The sequence below is a fragment of the Winogradskyella wandonensis genome (assembly GCF_004346845.1).
Taxonomy (GTDB): Bacteria; Bacteroidota; Bacteroidia; order Flavobacteriales; family Flavobacteriaceae; genus Winogradskyella; species Winogradskyella wandonensis.
The window spans coordinates 754017-771220 of sequence record NZ_SMGI01000002.1; the positions used below are offsets into that span (position 1 = coordinate 754017).

General features: G+C 35.6%; 18 protein-coding genes and 1 tRNA gene. 6 read left to right on the forward strand and 13 right to left on the reverse strand.

All coding sequences use genetic code 11. From position 1 onward, the window contains the following. Window positions 1–5 precede the first annotated feature (5 nt). From accC to pdxA, 6 genes are all read right to left on the reverse strand, one after another. Window positions 6–1352: an acetyl-CoA carboxylase biotin carboxylase subunit gene (accC, locus tag DFQ05_RS08130; RefSeq protein WP_132704893.1), complete on the reverse strand. Its 1347-nt coding sequence runs from the start codon at window positions 1350–1352 to the stop codon at window positions 6–8. A gap of 82 nt (window positions 1353–1434) precedes the next feature. Further along, window positions 1435–1920, reverse strand: coding sequence for an acetyl-CoA carboxylase biotin carboxyl carrier protein (accB, locus tag DFQ05_RS08135; protein ID WP_132704894.1), 486 nt, complete (start codon window positions 1918–1920; stop codon window positions 1435–1437). A 30-nt stretch (window positions 1921–1950) separates the two neighbouring features. Further along, on the reverse strand, window positions 1951–2946 hold the full coding sequence (locus DFQ05_RS08140; RefSeq protein ID WP_132704895.1) for a beta-ketoacyl-ACP synthase III: 996 nt from the start codon (window positions 2944–2946) through the stop codon (window positions 1951–1953). A gap of 179 nt (window positions 2947–3125) precedes the next feature. After that, the gene (rpmF, locus tag DFQ05_RS08145) at window positions 3126–3329 is read right to left on the reverse strand and encodes a 50S ribosomal protein L32 (RefSeq protein WP_132704896.1); all 204 of its coding nucleotides are present in this window, start codon (window positions 3327–3329) and stop codon (window positions 3126–3128) included. A gap of 8 nt (window positions 3330–3337) precedes the next feature. Further along, window positions 3338–3880 (reverse strand): YceD family protein, encoded by a 543-nt coding sequence (locus DFQ05_RS08150; protein WP_132704897.1) that lies wholly within the window; start codon window positions 3878–3880, stop codon window positions 3338–3340. A 79-nt stretch (window positions 3881–3959) separates the two neighbouring features. Beyond that, the gene (gene pdxA, locus DFQ05_RS08155; protein ID WP_132704898.1) at window positions 3960–5000 is read right to left on the reverse strand and encodes a 4-hydroxythreonine-4-phosphate dehydrogenase PdxA; all 1041 of its coding nucleotides are present in this window, start codon (window positions 4998–5000) and stop codon (window positions 3960–3962) included. Window positions 5001–5091: 91 nt separating this feature from the next. Here pdxA and DFQ05_RS08160 point away from each other — a divergent pair, with 91 nt between their 5' ends. Then, window positions 5092–5682: a riboflavin synthase gene (locus DFQ05_RS08160; RefSeq protein ID WP_132704899.1), complete on the forward strand. Its 591-nt coding sequence runs from the start codon at window positions 5092–5094 to the stop codon at window positions 5680–5682. On the opposite strand, the gene DFQ05_RS08165 is transcribed toward DFQ05_RS08160, so the two are convergent. The 3 genes from DFQ05_RS08165 to mce form a co-directional block, all read right to left on the reverse strand. Next, window positions 5679–5906, reverse strand: a complete 228-nt coding sequence (locus DFQ05_RS08165) for a hypothetical protein (RefSeq protein ID WP_132704900.1) — start codon at window positions 5904–5906, stop codon at window positions 5679–5681. The two genes, DFQ05_RS08160 and DFQ05_RS08165, sit on opposite strands and share 4 nt — an antisense overlap. A 307-nt stretch (window positions 5907–6213) precedes the next feature. After that, window positions 6214–6287 (reverse strand) — tRNA-Ile (locus DFQ05_RS08170). An 85-nt stretch (window positions 6288–6372) separates the two neighbouring features. Beyond that, window positions 6373–6777: a methylmalonyl-CoA epimerase gene (gene mce, locus DFQ05_RS08175; protein ID WP_132704901.1), complete on the reverse strand. Its 405-nt coding sequence runs from the start codon at window positions 6775–6777 to the stop codon at window positions 6373–6375. Between the two features lie 104 nt (window positions 6778–6881). Here mce and rbfA point away from each other — a divergent pair, with 104 nt between their 5' ends. Both rbfA and DFQ05_RS08185 read left to right on the forward strand, forming a co-directional pair. Further along, complete coding sequence (rbfA, locus tag DFQ05_RS08180) at window positions 6882–7274, forward strand: 30S ribosome-binding factor RbfA (protein ID WP_132704902.1); 393 nt, start codon at window positions 6882–6884, stop codon at window positions 7272–7274. A 64-nt stretch (window positions 7275–7338) separates the two neighbouring features. Then, window positions 7339–8547, forward strand: a complete 1209-nt coding sequence (locus DFQ05_RS08185) for an ABC transporter permease (protein WP_132704903.1) — start codon at window positions 7339–7341, stop codon at window positions 8545–8547. On the opposite strand, the gene dusB is transcribed toward DFQ05_RS08185, so the two are convergent. Next, window positions 8544–9536 (reverse strand): tRNA dihydrouridine synthase DusB, encoded by a 993-nt coding sequence (dusB, locus tag DFQ05_RS08190; protein ID WP_132705114.1) that lies wholly within the window; start codon window positions 9534–9536, stop codon window positions 8544–8546. The two genes, DFQ05_RS08185 and dusB, sit on opposite strands and share 4 nt — an antisense overlap. Window positions 9537–9618: 82 nt before the next feature. Here dusB and DFQ05_RS08195 point away from each other — a divergent pair, with 82 nt between their 5' ends. Together DFQ05_RS08195 and DFQ05_RS08200 are read left to right on the forward strand one after the other, a co-directional pair. Continuing rightward, window positions 9619–10362 carry a prolipoprotein diacylglyceryl transferase gene (locus DFQ05_RS08195; protein ID WP_132704904.1) on the forward strand — a complete coding sequence of 248 codons (744 nt, stop codon included), beginning with the start codon at window positions 9619–9621 and terminating at the stop codon, window positions 10360–10362. Further along, the gene (locus tag DFQ05_RS08200; protein WP_132704905.1) at window positions 10352–11743 is read left to right on the forward strand and encodes a radical SAM protein; all 1392 of its coding nucleotides are present in this window, start codon (window positions 10352–10354) and stop codon (window positions 11741–11743) included. Before DFQ05_RS08195 ends, DFQ05_RS08200 begins: the two co-directional genes overlap by 11 nt. Before the next feature lie 158 nt (window positions 11744–11901). Here DFQ05_RS08200 and DFQ05_RS08210 read toward each other — a convergent pair whose 3' ends face one another. Next, window positions 11902–12309 (reverse strand): DUF4345 domain-containing protein, encoded by a 408-nt coding sequence (locus DFQ05_RS08210; protein WP_132704907.1) that lies wholly within the window; start codon window positions 12307–12309, stop codon window positions 11902–11904. A gap of 56 nt (window positions 12310–12365) precedes the next feature. Further along, complete coding sequence (locus tag DFQ05_RS08215; RefSeq protein WP_132704908.1) at window positions 12366–13610, reverse strand: M28 family peptidase; 1245 nt, start codon at window positions 13608–13610, stop codon at window positions 12366–12368. A 79-nt stretch (window positions 13611–13689) separates the two neighbouring features. Between DFQ05_RS08215 and DFQ05_RS08220 the strand changes: the two genes are divergently transcribed. Beyond that, on the forward strand, window positions 13690–14796 hold the full coding sequence (locus tag DFQ05_RS08220) for a TolB family protein (protein WP_132704909.1): 1107 nt from the start codon (window positions 13690–13692) through the stop codon (window positions 14794–14796). A gap of 39 nt (window positions 14797–14835) precedes the next feature. On the opposite strand, the gene DFQ05_RS08225 is transcribed toward DFQ05_RS08220, so the two are convergent. After that, complete coding sequence (locus DFQ05_RS08225; RefSeq protein ID WP_241974232.1) at window positions 14836–17175, reverse strand: TonB-dependent receptor domain-containing protein; 2340 nt, start codon at window positions 17173–17175, stop codon at window positions 14836–14838. Window positions 17176–17204: the final 29 nt, after the last annotated feature.

Consider the following 17204-nt stretch of genomic DNA (forward strand, 5'->3'; position numbering starts at 1 on the left):
TATAATTAGTCATTTTCTGGCATTTTAAAATCCTCCATAAATTTTGTGGTATAATTACCAGCTAAATAATCTGGATGGTCCATCAACGCTCTGTGAAATGGTATCGTAGTTTTAATACCCTCGATTACAAACTCATCCAAAGCTCTTTTCATCTTATTGATAGCTTCTTCACGAGTTTGTGCCGTGGTAATTAATTTTGCAATCATAGAGTCGTAGTTAGGCGGAATACTATAACCAGCATAAACGTGCGTATCTAATCTAACACCATGGCCACCAGGAGCATGCAAAGTAGTTATCTTACCTGGAGACGGTCTAAAATCGTTATAAGGATCTTCGGCGTTTATTCTACATTCGATAGAATGTAGGTTTGGTTCATAATTCTTACCAGAAATTGGTACACCAGCAGCAACTTTAATTTGCTCTCTGATTAAATCAAAGTCAATCACTTGCTCTGTAATAGGATGCTCCACCTGAATACGCGTATTCATTTCCATAAAGTAGAAATTACGATGTTTATCTACTAAAAACTCGACAGTACCAGCGCCTTCATATTTAATAAACTCTGCGGCTTTTACAGCAGCATCTCCCATTTTCTTGCGTAACGCTTTGGTCATAAAAGGAGAGGGCACTTCTTCTGTTAATTTTTGATGACGGCGTTGTACAGAACAATCACGCTCTGAAAGATGACAAGCTTTTCCTGTTGAATCTCCTACAATTTGAATTTCGATATGGCGAGGCTCTTCAATCAGCTTCTCCATATACATATCGTCATTTCCAAACGCAGCTTTAGATTCTTGTCTTGCAGAATCCCAAGCAGCTTTTAAATTTTCTGGCTTCCAAACGGCTCGCATTCCCTTTCCGCCACCGCCTGCAGTAGCTTTTAGCATAACAGGATAACCAACTTCTAAAGCAAGCTTTTCACACTCTTTAAAATCTGCAATGATTCCGTCGCTACCAGGTACACAGGGCACACCAGCTGCTTTCATTGTAGCTTTTGCAGTAGCTTTATCTCCCATTTTAGCAATCATTTCTTCCGAAGCACCAATAAATTTAATACCATGTTCTTCGCAAATTTTAGAAAATTTTGCATTTTCAGAAAGGAAACCATAGCCAGGGTGAATGGCATCGGCATTGGTAATTTCTGCTGCGGCAATAATGTTTGCCATTTTTAAATACGACTCTGGGCTTGGTGCAGGACCAATACATACAGCTTCGTCAGCAAACTTTACTGGCAAACTGTCTGCATCTGCTGTTGAATAAACAGCAACAGTTTTGATGCCCATTTCTTTACAGGTTCTGATTACGCGCAGGGCTATTTCACCTCTGTTGGCAACTAATATTTTTTTAAACATAAATTCTTCAAATTTTCAATATTCAAAAACCAAAAACTACATAATCTTATTAGAGTTTGGGAATTGAAAATTGGGATTTATATTATGATGGGTCAACCAAGAACAAAGGTTGGTCAAATTCTACAGGAGAAGCATCGTCTACTAATACTTTAACGATTTTACCTGAAATTTCAGATTCAATTTCGTTAAACAGTTTCATAGCTTCGATAACACAAAGCACGTCTCCTTCTTTAACATCCGTTCCTACCTCTACAAACACAGGCTTGTCAGGTGAAGGTTTACGGTAGAATGTACCTATTATTGGAGATTTTATAGTTACATATTTTGAATCATCTGATGCAGGTGCCGCAGCTGAAGAGGGAGCGGCTTCAGTTGTTGCTTGAGCAACAGGCGCTGGAGCAGCTTGCTGCATTACAGGAGCTGCTTGTACAGGCATTTGTTGAAGGATTGTTGTTTCTTCAGAACCAGTTTTAATGGTAATTTTAACATCATCCATTTCTAACTTAACTTCGCTTGCGCCAGATTTAGCCACAAATTTGATTAAGTTTTGAATTTCCTTTAAATCCATAATATTCAGTTGTTATAATTAGTTAGTTTTTTATGAGTTATAGGCCCATTTAAAATAAATAGAACCCCATGTAAATCCTCCACCAAAGGCAGCGAATATAATTGTATCTCCTTTTTTTAACTGTTTTTCGTAATCCCACAGCAAAAGCGGAAGCGTTGCAGAAGTCGTATTACCGTACTTCTGTATATTCATCATTACTTTTTCGTCTTCAAGATTAATTCTGTTGGCCGTAGCATCGATGATTCTTTTATTAGCTTGGTGTGCAGCTAACCACTGAACATCGTCATTAGTAAGATTATTTCTTTTTAGGATACGTTCTGCAACATCAGCCATATTAAAGACAGCGTTTTTAAATACTGTTTTTCCATCCTGAAAAACGTAATGCGAACCCTCAGCAAATGTGTCTGCATTAATTGGATAAGAAGAACCGCCACGCTGTGCTCTTAAAAATTCTCGTCCTTCACCATTACTTCGTAATAACTCATCCTGTAGACCAAGACCTTCTTCATTAGGCTCGAATAACACTGCGCCAGCGCCATCACCAAAAATGATGCATGTTGCTCTGTCTTTGTAATTTATAAAAGACGAATTTTTATCTGCTCCTATTAAAAGTATCTTTTTGTAGCGCCCACTCTCGATATATGCGGATGCGGTTGACATCCCAAATAAAAAGCTAGAGCATGCTGCCTCTAAATCGTAAGAAAACGCATTAACAGCGCCTATCTGAGTCGCTGTATAAGCTGCTGTGGACGCAGCCTTCATGTCTGGAGTGGCAGTAGCTACAATAACTAAATCGATGTCTTCTGGGTTTATGCCCGATTTTTCGATAAGATTTTCTGCTGCTTTTATAGCTAAGAATGAAGAACCTTTACCTTCTTCTTTTAAAATACGTCTTTCTTTAATTCCTGTTCGTGTAGTAATCCATTCGTCGTTAGTATCTACCATTGTTTCAAGAACTTTGTTAGATAAAACGAAATCAGGAAGATAGCCTCCTACAGCTGTTATAGCCGCTGTGATTTTACTCATTATTAGCGTTTAGATTAATTAAAAATATCGAAAAATGATTAAAATGCGATTAATTTTAACCATTTTCAGCACTTTTTGGCAAATAATTATGCAAATAAAATGGTTTTTACTCGATTTGGAGCATTAAAACAAAAAAAACGCCCAAACATTGGGCGTTTTATTATATGCGTGCATAATACTTATGCTAAATTTTCTTCTTCAGCAGAGTTATCTATTAGAACTTGGCCTCTGTAGTAAAGCTTTCCTTCGTGCCAGTGAGCTCTGTGGTATAAGTGTGGCTCACCAGTTGTAGGGCAAGTTGCTATTTGAGGAACAGTTGCTTTATAGTGTGTTCTTCTTTTGTCTCTTCTTGTTCTAGATATTTTACGTTTTGGATGTGCCATTGTAAATGTTATTTATCCGTTAATAGTTTTTTTAATGTATCCCAACGAGGATCTGTTTCCTCTATGTTATCTTCTTTTGTTTTGTTTTCTTTAGGGCTTAACTCTTCAAGTTTAGTTAGTATATCTGATTTTAATGTACCGTCTTCAATTCCTGGATGTACTTTCTTTGCTGGTAGAGCTAAAACGATAAGCTCATAAATATACTGTGCAACGTTAATTTGATACTCTCCATGAGGCACTATTAAAATTTCCTCATTATCATCATTATAGTCTTCGCCAAACTTAACAACAAGTTTAAATGAGTCTTCGACATGTAAATCGAAAGGCTCGTTAGTGACGTCGCAATTTACATTTACTATGCCGGTGGCAGTAAAAGTTAATTCTAATAATGTTGTTTTCTTTTCGAAAAGCAAATCAACATTAAGATTGGCGGCGTTGAACTCGTTATAATCAAACTCTAAAAAGAACGTATTATCAATTTGATAATCAAAATGATGTTTTCCTACTTTTAGCCCTACAAATGGTATTGTATACGCTTTCATTGCTTTCATTATCACATTCATTTTGAGCGTGCAAATATAATACTTTTTTCTATATAGAAGCCTAGATATCAACAAAAAATGTTAATATCTACCTACTCATCTTTTTTAGTGGATTTTTTGAATAAAAGGTGTAGTCCTTTCGGCGTCTATAAATCTCTATTGCCATAAATACAGCACGTTTAAAAGAGCTTTCATCTGCCTTGCCCTTTCCGGCAATTTCATAGGCCGTACCATGATCAGGTGACGTTCGCACTTTGTTGAGTCCAGCTGTAAAATTAACACCGGTACCAAAGGTGATAGTTTTAAATGGAATTAAACCTTGATCGTGGTAAGAGGCAATTACGGCATTAAAATTTAGATAACTATTAGAACCAAAGAAACTGTCTGCCGAATATGGTCCGTAGACTAAATGCCCTTCATTTCTTAGATTTTCTATTGCAGGTTTTAACACTGTGTCATCTTCGTTACCTATAACTCCGTTATCGCCAGCGTGCGGATTTATAGCTAATACGGCAATTTTTGGCTTACTAATGGCAAAATCCTGTTTTAAAGAGTGAGAGACTGTTGCAATTTTTTGTCTTATTAAGTCCTCGTTTATGTGATTTGCCACATCCTTTACCGGAACGTGGTCAGTGAGTAAGCCAACTCTAAGATGCTCGGAAATCATAAACATAAGACTATCGCCATCAAGCTCTTGCTCTAAGTAGTTGGTGTGTCCAGGAAAATTAAACTTTTCTGATTGAATATTACTTTTGTTTATTGGTGCCGTAACGAGTACATCAACCAGATCTTCTTTTAGTGCAGAAACTGCCGCTTCTAGAGATTTTATAGCATATTCTCCTATTTGCTTATCTTCTTGACCAAACTGAATATTAACAGGTTCTTTCCAAACATTAAGAACATTAACTTTTCCATTACTAATTTTATCTAACGAATTAATTTCATGAAAATTAATCTTACTAGAAAAATGCTTTCTGTAGAAGTTAAGTATTTTAGATGAAGCAAAAATAATAGGAGTACACAACTCTAAAGACCGTGGGTCTTCGAATGTTTTCAGTATTATTTCTGGACCTATACCATTTAAATCGCCAATAGATATTCCAACTTTAATCATTTCGTCTTTTTTCATTATATCTAAATTTTATTAGGACAATTTTTTGAAACTGCCTTCTTTTTTGTCCTTAACTTTGCGTTACAAATTTAACCATTTAAATAGAACTATGTTTACAGGTATCATCGAAGATTTAGGGAATGTAAAACAGCTAGAAACAGAAAAAGGGAACTTACATATCACTGTAGAAAGTAATATGACTTCCGAATTAAAAGTTGACCAATCTGTTGCACATAATGGTGTTTGTTTAACTGTAGTTTCTATTAATAATAACACTTACGTTGTAACTGCGATAAAAGAGACCTTAGATAAAACAAATATTGGGACCCTAAAAGTAGGAGACGTTGTTAACTTAGAACGCGCCATGAAGCTTGGCGATAGATTAGATGGGCACATTGTACAAGGTCATGTGGACCAAACCGCAATTTGCACTAATGTAAGTGAGGAAAACGGAAGCTGGTCTTATACGTTTAAATATGATAAAGCGTTAAGTAATATTACGATAGAAAAAGGGTCTATTACTGTAAATGGCGTGAGCTTAACGGTTGTCGATTCAGGTATTGATTACTTTTCTGTTGCGATAATACCCTACACTTATGAGCACACAACGTTTAAAAATTTACAAAAAGGCGATATTGTAAACTTAGAATTTGATGTTATTGGAAAATACGTAAAACGCCTAAATGAATTAAGGTCTTAGAACTGGCGTTGTTGCTTTCTTATAAAATAAACACCTAGCACCAAAGCTGCGAAAAAGAGGACGTAGATATAATGGTCTATTGCAAAACCTGGTGGAGGCGGAGGACCGCCACCACATCCTGAAGGTGTACTACAACAAGGAGCACATGGATTTCCCGAAGGACATCCGGCGCAAGGCCCTTGAATAAACAGGATAAGACTATAGATTATTGAGGCAATCTTCATATTTTGTATTAATAGCTAACGCAAATGTATAAAAAAAAGTATGCCAACAAAATTTAAAACACTAAAAACCACCTTTTAAACGTAAAAAAGTCCGATAAAAAGCATATTTTTATTGAAAAATATTGTTTTTGTATTCTTTTTCTTACTTATTGTTTTTTTCTAATTTTATTTACCACTAAAATATCATTATATGCTATCTGTAGCTTTACCAAACCAAAAAGCTATTAACATTAATAATTACTAAATTGTTAATAGCTAACAACATAAAAAAACCTGCTTCTAAATATAGAAACAGGTTTTGTTTTTGTGGTCCCACCTGGGCTCGAACCAGGGACTTTCTGATTATGAGTCAGATACTCTAACCAACTGAGTTATAGGACCTGATAAAATATATCATACTCTTCGTTAAGAAAGAGTGTGCAATATTACTATATATTTTAATACTCTACAAGAAATTTAATTCAATTTAATCTTTGATATCTTGGCACAACTCAATAAGAACGCCGTTTGTAGATTTTGGATGTAAAAAGGCAATCAATTTATTATCCGCTCCCTTCTTTGGTTTTTCATGTATCATTCTAAAACCCTCTTTAGTTAAGCGCTCTATTTCAGCTTCAATATTATCTACTGCAAACGCGATATGATGGATACCTTCACCCTTTTTTTCAATAAACTTAGTAATTGGACTATCTTCAGAAGTGCCTTGTAATAATTCAATCTTATTTGGTCCGCACTTAAAGAAAGATGTTAATACGTTTTCACTTTTTACTTCTTCAATTTTATAATGTTCTTCTCCAAAAAGTGAGGCAAACAAGCTATTAGAATGCTCTAAATCTTTAACTGCGATGCCTATATGTTCTATTTTTTTCATATTGTAAAAATTTATTTTTCAAAGAACGTAAAATTTAAAATCATAAAATATGATTTTTATCTGTAAAGCCCTTCTAATGTTTAAATATCTACTATTTTTGCAGCATGGAAACACAAAGACAGAAAAAAATAGCAGGAATCATTCAACAAGATTTAGTTGATATTCTACAACGCGCGGCATCTGATGGAGGACTACGAGGTGTTATAATTTCTGTATCTAAGGTAAGTGTAACCACCGATTTGTCTATTGCTAAGGTTTACCTTAGTATTTTCCCAAATAAAGAAGCGCAAGAACTACTAAAGGGCATTCGTTCTAATACGCCCTTAATACGTCACGAATTAGCACAGCGCACAAGACATCAGTTACGTCGTATGCCAACTTTAGAGTTTTTTATTGATGACTCTTTGGAGTATATCGACAATATCGAAAAATCGCTTAAAGGCGAAGAAGACCCTATAAAAGACGAAGATTTATTAGGGCGAAGAAAAAAATCTTAAGGCTTTTTAAAATTTTGAGTTGCACAGTCTTTTTATCCCTAATTTTATGCCAAGGCTGTAATACATGAATACCTCTTTTTACATCGCAAAGCGTTACTTGTTTTCTAGAAGCAGTAATAATGCCATAAATATAATGAGCTATATTGCTTCTGGTGGTGTTATCGTAGCCTCTGCTGCACTTCTTATCGTACTTTCGGTTTTTGCAGGTCTTAAAGAGTTTAGCTTAGATTTTTCGAATTACACAGACCCTGATTTAAAACTATTACCATTAGAAGGAAAGTCCTTTTTCTTTTCTGAAAAAGAGCTGAACACTTTAACATCAATTGAAGGTGTAGCACTCTTCTCTAAAATTTTGGAAGAACGCGTTGTTATTAAATCTGAAAATAAGAACCTGCTAGCAACTTTAAAAGGCGTTGATGATAACTACAGAGTTGTCACAAAAATTGATAGTATGATTTCGCAAGGTGAATGGATTTCATCTGGGAGTAATGAGGTAGTTTCGGGTTGGGGAATCTCTAATAATTTGTCTTTCGGAATTTTTAATTATTTAAAGCCCTTAACCATTTACGTGCCTAAGCCAGGTAAAGGTCAAGGCAGTAGTTTGCGAAGCTATTTTAATTCTGAAGTGGTTACAAATGTTGGATTGTTTAATATCAACGAAAAGATAGATAACGAATATGTATTTGCGGATATTGAACTAGCACGGGCATTGCTCAATTACACGCCCAATCAATTCTCATCTATTGAAGTAAAGTTGAAACCAGAAGCTGATGAAACTGAAGTAAAAGAACAAATCGAAAAGTTATTCCCCAATACATTTATTATTAAAAATAGAGAGCAATTAAATGATGCACTTTTTAAAATGTTGAATACCGAAAACTTAGCGGTTTATCTCATTTTTACACTAGTCATCATCATTGCCCTTTTTAATGTTATTGGCGCCATAATAATGATGATTTTAGACCGAAAAAAATCTCTAAATACCTTATTTAATTTGGGTGCAGAACCTAAACTAATAAAATCTATTTTCTTTCTCCAAGGCACTTTAATGACTGTGCTTAGTGGCCTTATAGGAATTGGTATTGGACTTCTAATTATTTTTTCGCAGCTGCAGTTCGAGTGGATAATGCTAACCTCAGATTTTCCTTATCCTGTAAGTCTGAAGCTAGAAAATATTGTGATTGTGGTGATTACCATATTTGGACTTGGAATTATAGCCTCTAAGTTAGCATCACAACGAATCACAAAAGATTTGATTAAAACGGTAGCCTAAACAAACTGATAATCCCCAAATTTTTCAAGAACTTCATCAAAAGCAGCAAACACATCTTTTGATTCATCGCTAGTTACCATTTTCATGCGGTATTCTTTAAAGTTAGGGATACCTTTAAAGTAGTTCGTGTAGTGGCGTCGAGTTTCAAAAACACCAAGCTTTTCGCCTTTCCAATCTATGGACATTTGCAGGTGACGACGTGCAGCTTCAACACGTTCTGCTAAAGAAATAGGCGCTAAATGCTCTCCTGTTTTAAAGAAGTGCTTTACTTGCTTAAAAAACCAAGGATTACCAATAGTAGCACGACCAATCATAGCACCGTCTAAGCCATATTCGTCTCGCATTTTCACCGCCATTTCTGGAGTGTTTACATCACCATTTCCAAATACTGGAATGTGCATTCGAGGATTGTTTTTTACGTCGGCAATGGGTTTCCAATCGGCATTACCTTTATACATTTGCGCGCGTGTACGTCCGTGAATCGCAATAGACTTAATACCAACGTCTTGGAGGCGTTCGGCGACTTCAACAATTTTTATAGAGTCGTGGTCCCAACCTAAACGTGTCTTAACAGTAACTGGTAAATTGGTACGTTTTACCATTTCGGCAGTGAGCTTTTCCATAAGGCAAACATCCTTAAGAATTCCAGCACCAGCACCTTTACTTACCACTTTTTTTACAGGGCAACCAAAATTAATATCTATAATGTCTGGCTTGGATTTCTCAACAATATCAATGGTTTGGAGCATACTCTCCATATTAGCACCAAAAATCTGAATGCCAACCGGTCGCTCTTTTTCGTAGATGTCGAGCTTCATAACGCTTTTTGCAGCATTACGGATTAAGCCTTCACTACTTACAAATTCGGTATAAACCACGTCGGCGCCTTGCTCTTTACAAAGGGCACGAAATGGTGGGTCGCTTACGTCTTCCATCGGTGCTAAAAGCAGAGGAAATTCACCTAATTCTATGTCGCCAATTTTTACCAAACTCAATTAATTTGCTGCAAAATTACATCTTTTTAACTAATGTGTGTATCTTCAATATAGTTTAACAAATTTTGAAGTTGCGTTGCAAATACCATTCGAGCCAGAACTTTTTAATACAACCATAAATAGTCATTTAATCCTCGAATATTTAGCGTTCTTTTTAGCGTTTCGATATTACATAATCTTAAGACGAAAGGAGACTGACCATATTAACTCCAACAACCGACTATCTATTATTCTCGGTGCAACGTTGGGCGCCTTAATAGGCTCTAGGCTGGTGGGCGTTTTAGAAAATCCTTTTGTAGAATTTACGGAGCAGAATCTTATTCAGCTATTAAACACAAAAACCATAATGGGTGGTTTATTTGGAGGACTGCTAGGTGTAGAATTAGCCAAAAAAATTATTGGAGAAAAGCAATCCTCTGGCGATTTGTTTGTCTTTCCGATTATTCTTGGAATTTTTATCGGACGTATTGGCTGCTTTTTATCAGGAGTCAAAGAGTTTACCTACGGCAAACAGACCTCTTTTTTTACAGGAATGGATTTGGGAGATGGCTTACAACGGCATCCTACATCACTTTACGAACTTGTGTTTTTAGTCATTCTATTTTTCAGTTTAAAATACATTCTGAATAACTATTCATTAAAAAACGGTGAGCTTTTTAAGCTTTTTATGTTGTTTTACTTTGGTTTTCGATTTTTTATAGAGTTTTTAAAACCTAATGTATTTTATGTTCTTGGGCTAAGCACAATCCAAATATTATGTCTAATTTGTTGGTTGTATTATTACAAATTTATCTTTCAGAAACTAAAGTATGCCCGTTAGAAAATATACCTATTACGATTTTACCTTGAGTCTTTGCCCAGAATGTTTAAGGCGTGTTGATGCAAAGATTGTTTTTGAAAACGAGAACGTTTACATGCTGAAACGTTGTAATGAGCATGGTAGTTCTAAGGTGCTTATTGCAGATGATATTGAGTATTATAAAAACATAAGAAATTATAATAAACCCAGCGAAACGCCATACACTTTTAATACCAAAACACATTATGGTTGTCCGTACGATTGTGGCTTATGTCCCGACCACGAGCAACATAGCTGCTTAACGGTTGTTGAGGTTACGGATAGGTGCAACTTAACTTGCCCAACCTGTTATGCAGGTTCTTCGCCAACTTACGGAAGACATCGAACTTTGGAAGAGGTAAAAACGATGCTAGACACCATTGTTAAAAATGAAAAAGAGCCAGATGTGGTGCAAATTTCTGGTGGTGAGCCTACAATACATCCGCAGTTTTGGGAGATTATGGATTATGCAAAATCGTTGCCAATTCGGCATTTAATGTTAAATACCAACGGTATTAAAATTGCTAAAGATTTCGCTTTCGCTGAAAAGTTAAAAACGTATTCTCCAGATTTTGAAATTTACTTACAATTCGATTCGTTTGAAAATTCCGTCTTACAAGAATTGCGAGGAGCAGATTTAAATGACATTCGTAAGCAAGCGCTCGAAAATTTAAATAAACTTAATCTTTCAACCACTTTGGTAGTGACGCTTCAAAAAGGATTAAATGACCATGAAATTGGAAAAATTATTGATTATGCTTTAAAGCAAAAATGCGTACGTGGTGTGACTTTGCAACCAACGCAAATTGCAGGTCGGTTAGAAAATTTTAATCCTGAAACGGACAGAATGACTTTAACCGAAGTGCGACGAAAAATAATGGAGCAAACCACTATTTTTAATCCAGATGATTTGTTGCCGGTACCTTGTAATCCAGATGCTTTGGTTATGGGTTATGCACTTAAATTAGAAGGAGAGGTTTTTCCGTTGACACGTTATATTAACCCCGCTGATTTATTAGATAATAGCAAAAACACGATTATTTACGAGCAAGACGAACAGCTTCATGGAAAAATGATAGAGCTGTTTAGCACAGGAAATTCTGTTGAGGTTGCAGAAGAAAACTTAAAATCAATAATGTGCTGCTTACCAAATATTGATGCACCAAATTTGGGCTATGATAATTTGTTTAGGGTAATAATTATGCAGTTTATAGATGCTTATAATTTTGACGTACGAGCGATAAAGAAATCATGTGTTCACATTGTAGATAAGGACAATAAAATCATACCGTTTGAGACCATGAATCTATTTTACCGAGACGATAAAAAAGCACGATTAGAAGAACTTAGAAACGAAATATGATGAGTTTAGTTTTAGAACCAGGAAATTTAGATGGCTTAGTCATTTTAATACTAGCCATAATGTTTGGACCAGCCATTCTTTTAGCTATTATAGGTTTTGCCCTTTACAAGAATAATAAAAAGGCAGCCAAGATTCTTTTTATTTTGGCGGGGCTTTACTTACTCATTAGTCTTGGTATTTGCGGTACGTTGATGTTGGGATACTAAAACCCAAATTCCGTAGCACCCTAAAAACAATTCTAAAAATGTACCAATAACGTAACCTTGTGTTGGTAAGCCATCAATAAGCATACTTGTAATTCTACCAAAACCCAAACCGAGCATAAATACAACGTTGGTTATCAAGGCTGTTTTTAGGTAATTAGTTTTAAATATTCCTAATATCCAAATAAAAGCGCAAGCTATATACAATCCCATAATAGCCTTGTAGAAATTATGCTCATCAATGGTTTTTGGAAATAATTCGAATTCCAAATCTGGAAAAAACCCATAACTAATAGCTACGGGAAAAACGATAATAACAGATATTACCAAATGAATTTTGAGAATAATTTCTTTTTTAGTCATGGCTTTGCCGTCTGAGTGAAAGTCCTTCCCTTTGGGAAGGATTTAGGATGGGCTTTTTAAAACTTCACCGTAGTCTCAATAATGTCTTCGCCTCGCTTCACACTAATCGAAGTTTCGTCACCTTTTTCAAAAGTAGAAAGCGCCTTCATATAACTCATCATGTCTGTTACGTCTGCATCACCAAGTTTTATAACAATATCACCTTTTTGTAAGCCTGCATTAGAGGCAGGTGTATCTTCGCGAGTGCCATCAATACGCATACCTTTTCCGTCGAATAGATAATCTGGGACAACGCCAAGACCAACTTTAAAACGCGGAACTTCTTCACTTTCGTTTTTTGTTTTTCTAAAGGCGAGTTTTCCGTTATCATTTAAATCAGTGATGATGGTAAAAATGTAATCTGAAATGAGATTCATACCACCATAATTTAGCTTTTCAGAATCATCGCCTGGTTTGTGGTAATCTTCATGCTGACCCGTGAAAAAATGTAGTACTGGAATATCAATCAAGTAAAAACTTGTGTGGTCACTTGGGCCAACACCACTTTCGTTTTCTACCAATTTAAACTTTTCGTTATTTGCTTTTAAAGTTTGTTTAAACATCGGAGACGTACCAACACCATAGACAGCTAATGTACTATCGGCTTTCATTCGGCCAACCATATCCATATTAATCATGTAGTTAATGGATTTGGTATCAATTGTTGGGTTTTTAGAGAAGTAATTAGAGCCTAATAAGCCCATTTCTTCCCCCGAAAATGCCATAAATAAATAGTTATTGTTGTCTTTTGTTTCAGCAGTTTCGTTTCGCACTTTTAAACGGTCGGCCAAATTCAGCATCACGGCAACACCACTGGCGTTATCATCAGCACCGTTGTGTACGGCTTTGTCTTTTTCGCGGTATAAAGAACCTTCGCCACCAAAGCCCAAATGGTCGTAATGTGCGCCAATTACAATGGTGTTTTCTGCATTATTATCTATAAAACCAATCACGTTTCTGCCCGTAATTGTGCTATCTGCGTTGGTTGTAAACTCAACTTCTTTGTGTGGGTCAGTTTTTGGTTTAAAACTAAACGATTGGATAAAACCCTCAGTTCCTTTTGGCAATAGCCCAATGTCTTTAAAGCGTTCAGAAATATAATCTGAAGCCGCTTTTTCTCCTGGAGTGCCAGTTTGTCGCCCTTCGAGCTTATCATCGGCTAAAAAAGTAACATCGTCTTTTATTTTGTTTTCAGCTTGTTTTGGTTCGTTTTTGCAGGCAAATACAAATAATACTATAAATAATAAGGCAATCTTTTTCATTGGTTTATCTTATTTTTGTCTCAAAATTCCGAAGCTTTACGCATAGGAATAACAAAATTAGGCATTAAAAATTATAGTTATGAAGCGATTAGGTGTTATTCTTTTGATTTGTTTTTCAATTTTTTCTTGTAAAAATGAAGTCAATAAAACTGAAACTAAACCAGCAGAGAAAAAATTGGTTGCAGGAAATGACCCATTAATTTATCCAGAAGAAGTACATTTTAAATCTATCAGACAAGTCACTTTTGGAGGTGATAATGCCGAAGCGTATTGGAGTTTTGACGATAAACAACTCGTGTTTCAATCTAACAATGCCGCTTGGAATGTAGGCTGCGACCAAATGTTTTTAATGAATGCTGATGAAACGTTTAAAGACAAAGTACCTCCAATGATTAGTACAGGAAAAGGCCGAACGACTTGCGCTTATTTTCTACCAGATAATAAACATATTATTTATGCGTCGACGCACTTAAAACAAGACGAATGCCCAGATACACCATTACGTAAAAACGGAAAATACATCTGGCCAATCTACGACAGCTACGATATTTTTGTCGCAGATTTAGAAGGTAATATTGTAAAACAATTAACTAACGAAATCGGCTACGATGCCGAGCCAACAGTTTCTCCAAAGGGAGATAAAATTGTATTTACATCTACCAGAAGTGGCGATTTGGAATTGTACACTATGAACATCGATGGAACGGATGTAAAACAAATTACAAACGAATTGGGTTACGATGGTGGCGCCTTCTTTTCGCCAGACGGAAGTCAGTTAATTTTTCGTTCGTCTCGTCCTAAAACTGAGCAGGAAATCAAGGAATACAAAGAGCTATTAGCAGAAGGTTTAGTAGAGCCTACCGAAATGGAATTGTATATCTGCAATGCTGACGGCAGCAATCTGCGTCAACTTACAGATTTAGGAAATGCCAATTGGAGTCCGTTCTTTTTGCCAAGTGGTGACAAGGTGTTATTCTCATCAAATTTTGAAGCAGAACGTGGTTTTCCTTTTAACTTGTACATGATTGATACTGACGGAAAAAACCTAAAGCGCATTACCCATGGCGAAACGTTTGACGCTTTTCCAGTATTTTCTAACGATGGTAAATATTTAGCATTTTCAAGTAACAGAAACAATGGTGGCGGACGCGATACCAATTTGTTTGTTGCCGAGTGGCAAGATTAAAAAGTCCTTCCCTTTGGGAAGGATTTAGGATGGGATTTTTTAATCTAAATCCTTAATTCTCTCGCGTTCCTCAGCATCGGTTGTGCGCTCGTTGGTATTAAGCTTGGTGTTTCCAAATTTGTAACGGAAACCTAATTTTACGAAGCGATTGTCTAAATCGATTTCCCTTCTACCAGACTGATTAAGATATCGCGTAGCGAACTTTTGGTCTTGAAGATTGAAAAAATCTGAAACACCTAGTGATAAGGTGCCTTTATTTTTAAATATATTTTTAGACACACTTAACTCAGAGAAGAATTGGTCTTCAATAATATTTAAAGCTATTAGATTCTTTCCAACATATGTAAACGTAAGATTTAGATTTAGGCTATTGTCTTCCAACAATGTTAAATCGTTAGATAAATACGAGTAATTAGACCATTGACTGAGGTCTACAATATCGTTTCCAAAGTCGGTTTCTTCAGAAATATTGTAAAATGAGGTTCCAAATGATAAGTACCATCGATTTGTTGGGGAATAATCAAAAAGAAAATCGAACCCAAAATCTATCGTTTTATCAATATTTACTGGCGTGTAGGCAACAATGTTGGTGGTGTTATCTTGTCGCGGAATTTCGTTAATCGCACCTTTGTAATTGATGTAATAGGCTTCGATTGTAAAGTATTTATAGAAGTTTGTTCCTATTACAAAATGGTCTTTAAATGTTGGCAGAAGGTCTGGGTTTCCCACCACTATCGAATTTTCATTTAAAAAGAATGTAAAGGGGTTTAAGTTGGTATAATTAGGTCGTGTAATGCTACGCTTGTAATTTCCGTAAAGGCTAAAATTATCTGAAACAGTAAGGGAAATACTAGCGTTTGGAAACCACTCCAGATAGTCTTGTGTGTTTGTTTGATTTAACGTCGGAGAAAATCCTTCGATATTTGTTTGTTCTGTGCGCAAGCCTAAAACAATATCCCATTTATCCCAAGATTTACTGTAATTTATATAGGCTGCAAATACATTTTCGTCATAGTCAAACGCATTGCTATTTGCAGTATTAATAACTTCGTTACCGTTAATAATATCTACGCGAGTTATTGCACTTTCTGTAGTAACATTCGAAAATTTTAAACCCGCATCAAAAGCAGAAGTATCGTTAAATGGAATTGAATAATCAACTTTAGCATTATAGATATTGGTGTCTTGATTTGCTAGCGTATTAAACTCTGAAAAATTGGTAAAGGTGTTATTTTCATCGAAAAAATTACTAAATACATTCTGGTCTCGCTCATAACTGTAAATCGTAAAATGGCCGCTGATGTTTAGGCTACTTCCGTTTTTAAAATTAGTATTAAGACCTAAATCACTACCAATATTTAACTTGTCGTCATCGGAGTTGTTATCGGCAGTAAAACGACCATCAAAGACGCTATTTGCGTCAGTAATTACCGTGTTATTCTTAATTCTGTAATCAAAAATTGGGGTGTAAAGTGCTGTTGAGGTAAAACTTAGCGTTGTGTTTTCACTTAGGTAGTAATCTAAATTTAGATTCAGGTTGTGCGTTTTAGATTTTGTGTTTCGGTCTATGCCCGAATTCCAGATTTCTTGTATCGAATTATTAGAATCTAAAAAATCTACCTCGGCGATTTCTTCTCTATCTATTTTCTGACCAGTATGGCTGTAATTAATGTTAAGATTTATTTTATCGTTCTTAAAATAATGACTAGTTGCTGCATTATATCTTGGAAAGACACCTTGTGTATAGCCAGCTGAGACACTTCCGCGGTAGCCCGTTACAAGGTTTTTACTCATTATAATATTAATCACTGAACCACTATCTGCATCGTAGCTTGCTGGTGGATTTGTAATAACATCGATAGACTTTATGCTGTTTGCAGGTGAACTTTCTAAAAGCTGAATTAACTCCGATGACGTCAATTGTACGCGACGATTATTTATAAAAATCGTAGCAGACTCGCTTTTTATGTTAATAGTTCCGTCTGAAACAATAACACCTGGTGTACTCTTTAACACCTGAAGTGTTGTACCTTCTGTTAATGCGGTATCTTCAACATTAAAGGTAAGACGGTCTGGTTTTCTGACTACAGTTGGGCGTTTTGCAGTTACCGTTATGGCGTCTAAAGATTCCGCATCTTCAATTAAGGTAATTTTAGATAGACTCAAATCACTTTTTAAAGAAATCGACTGAGAAACGGTTTTAAAACCAATAAAACTTACTTTCAAAATATAGTCGCCTTCAGCTAAAGATTCTATTTCAAATTGCCCATTATCATTAGTACTTGTACCATTGACAAACGATTCGTCCGCAGAACTTAAAACAACAACATTTACATAAGACAATGGTTTTTGGTTCTCGTCAACAACAGTTCCTTTCAAAGAAAATTCTTGAGAAAATAAGGACAAAC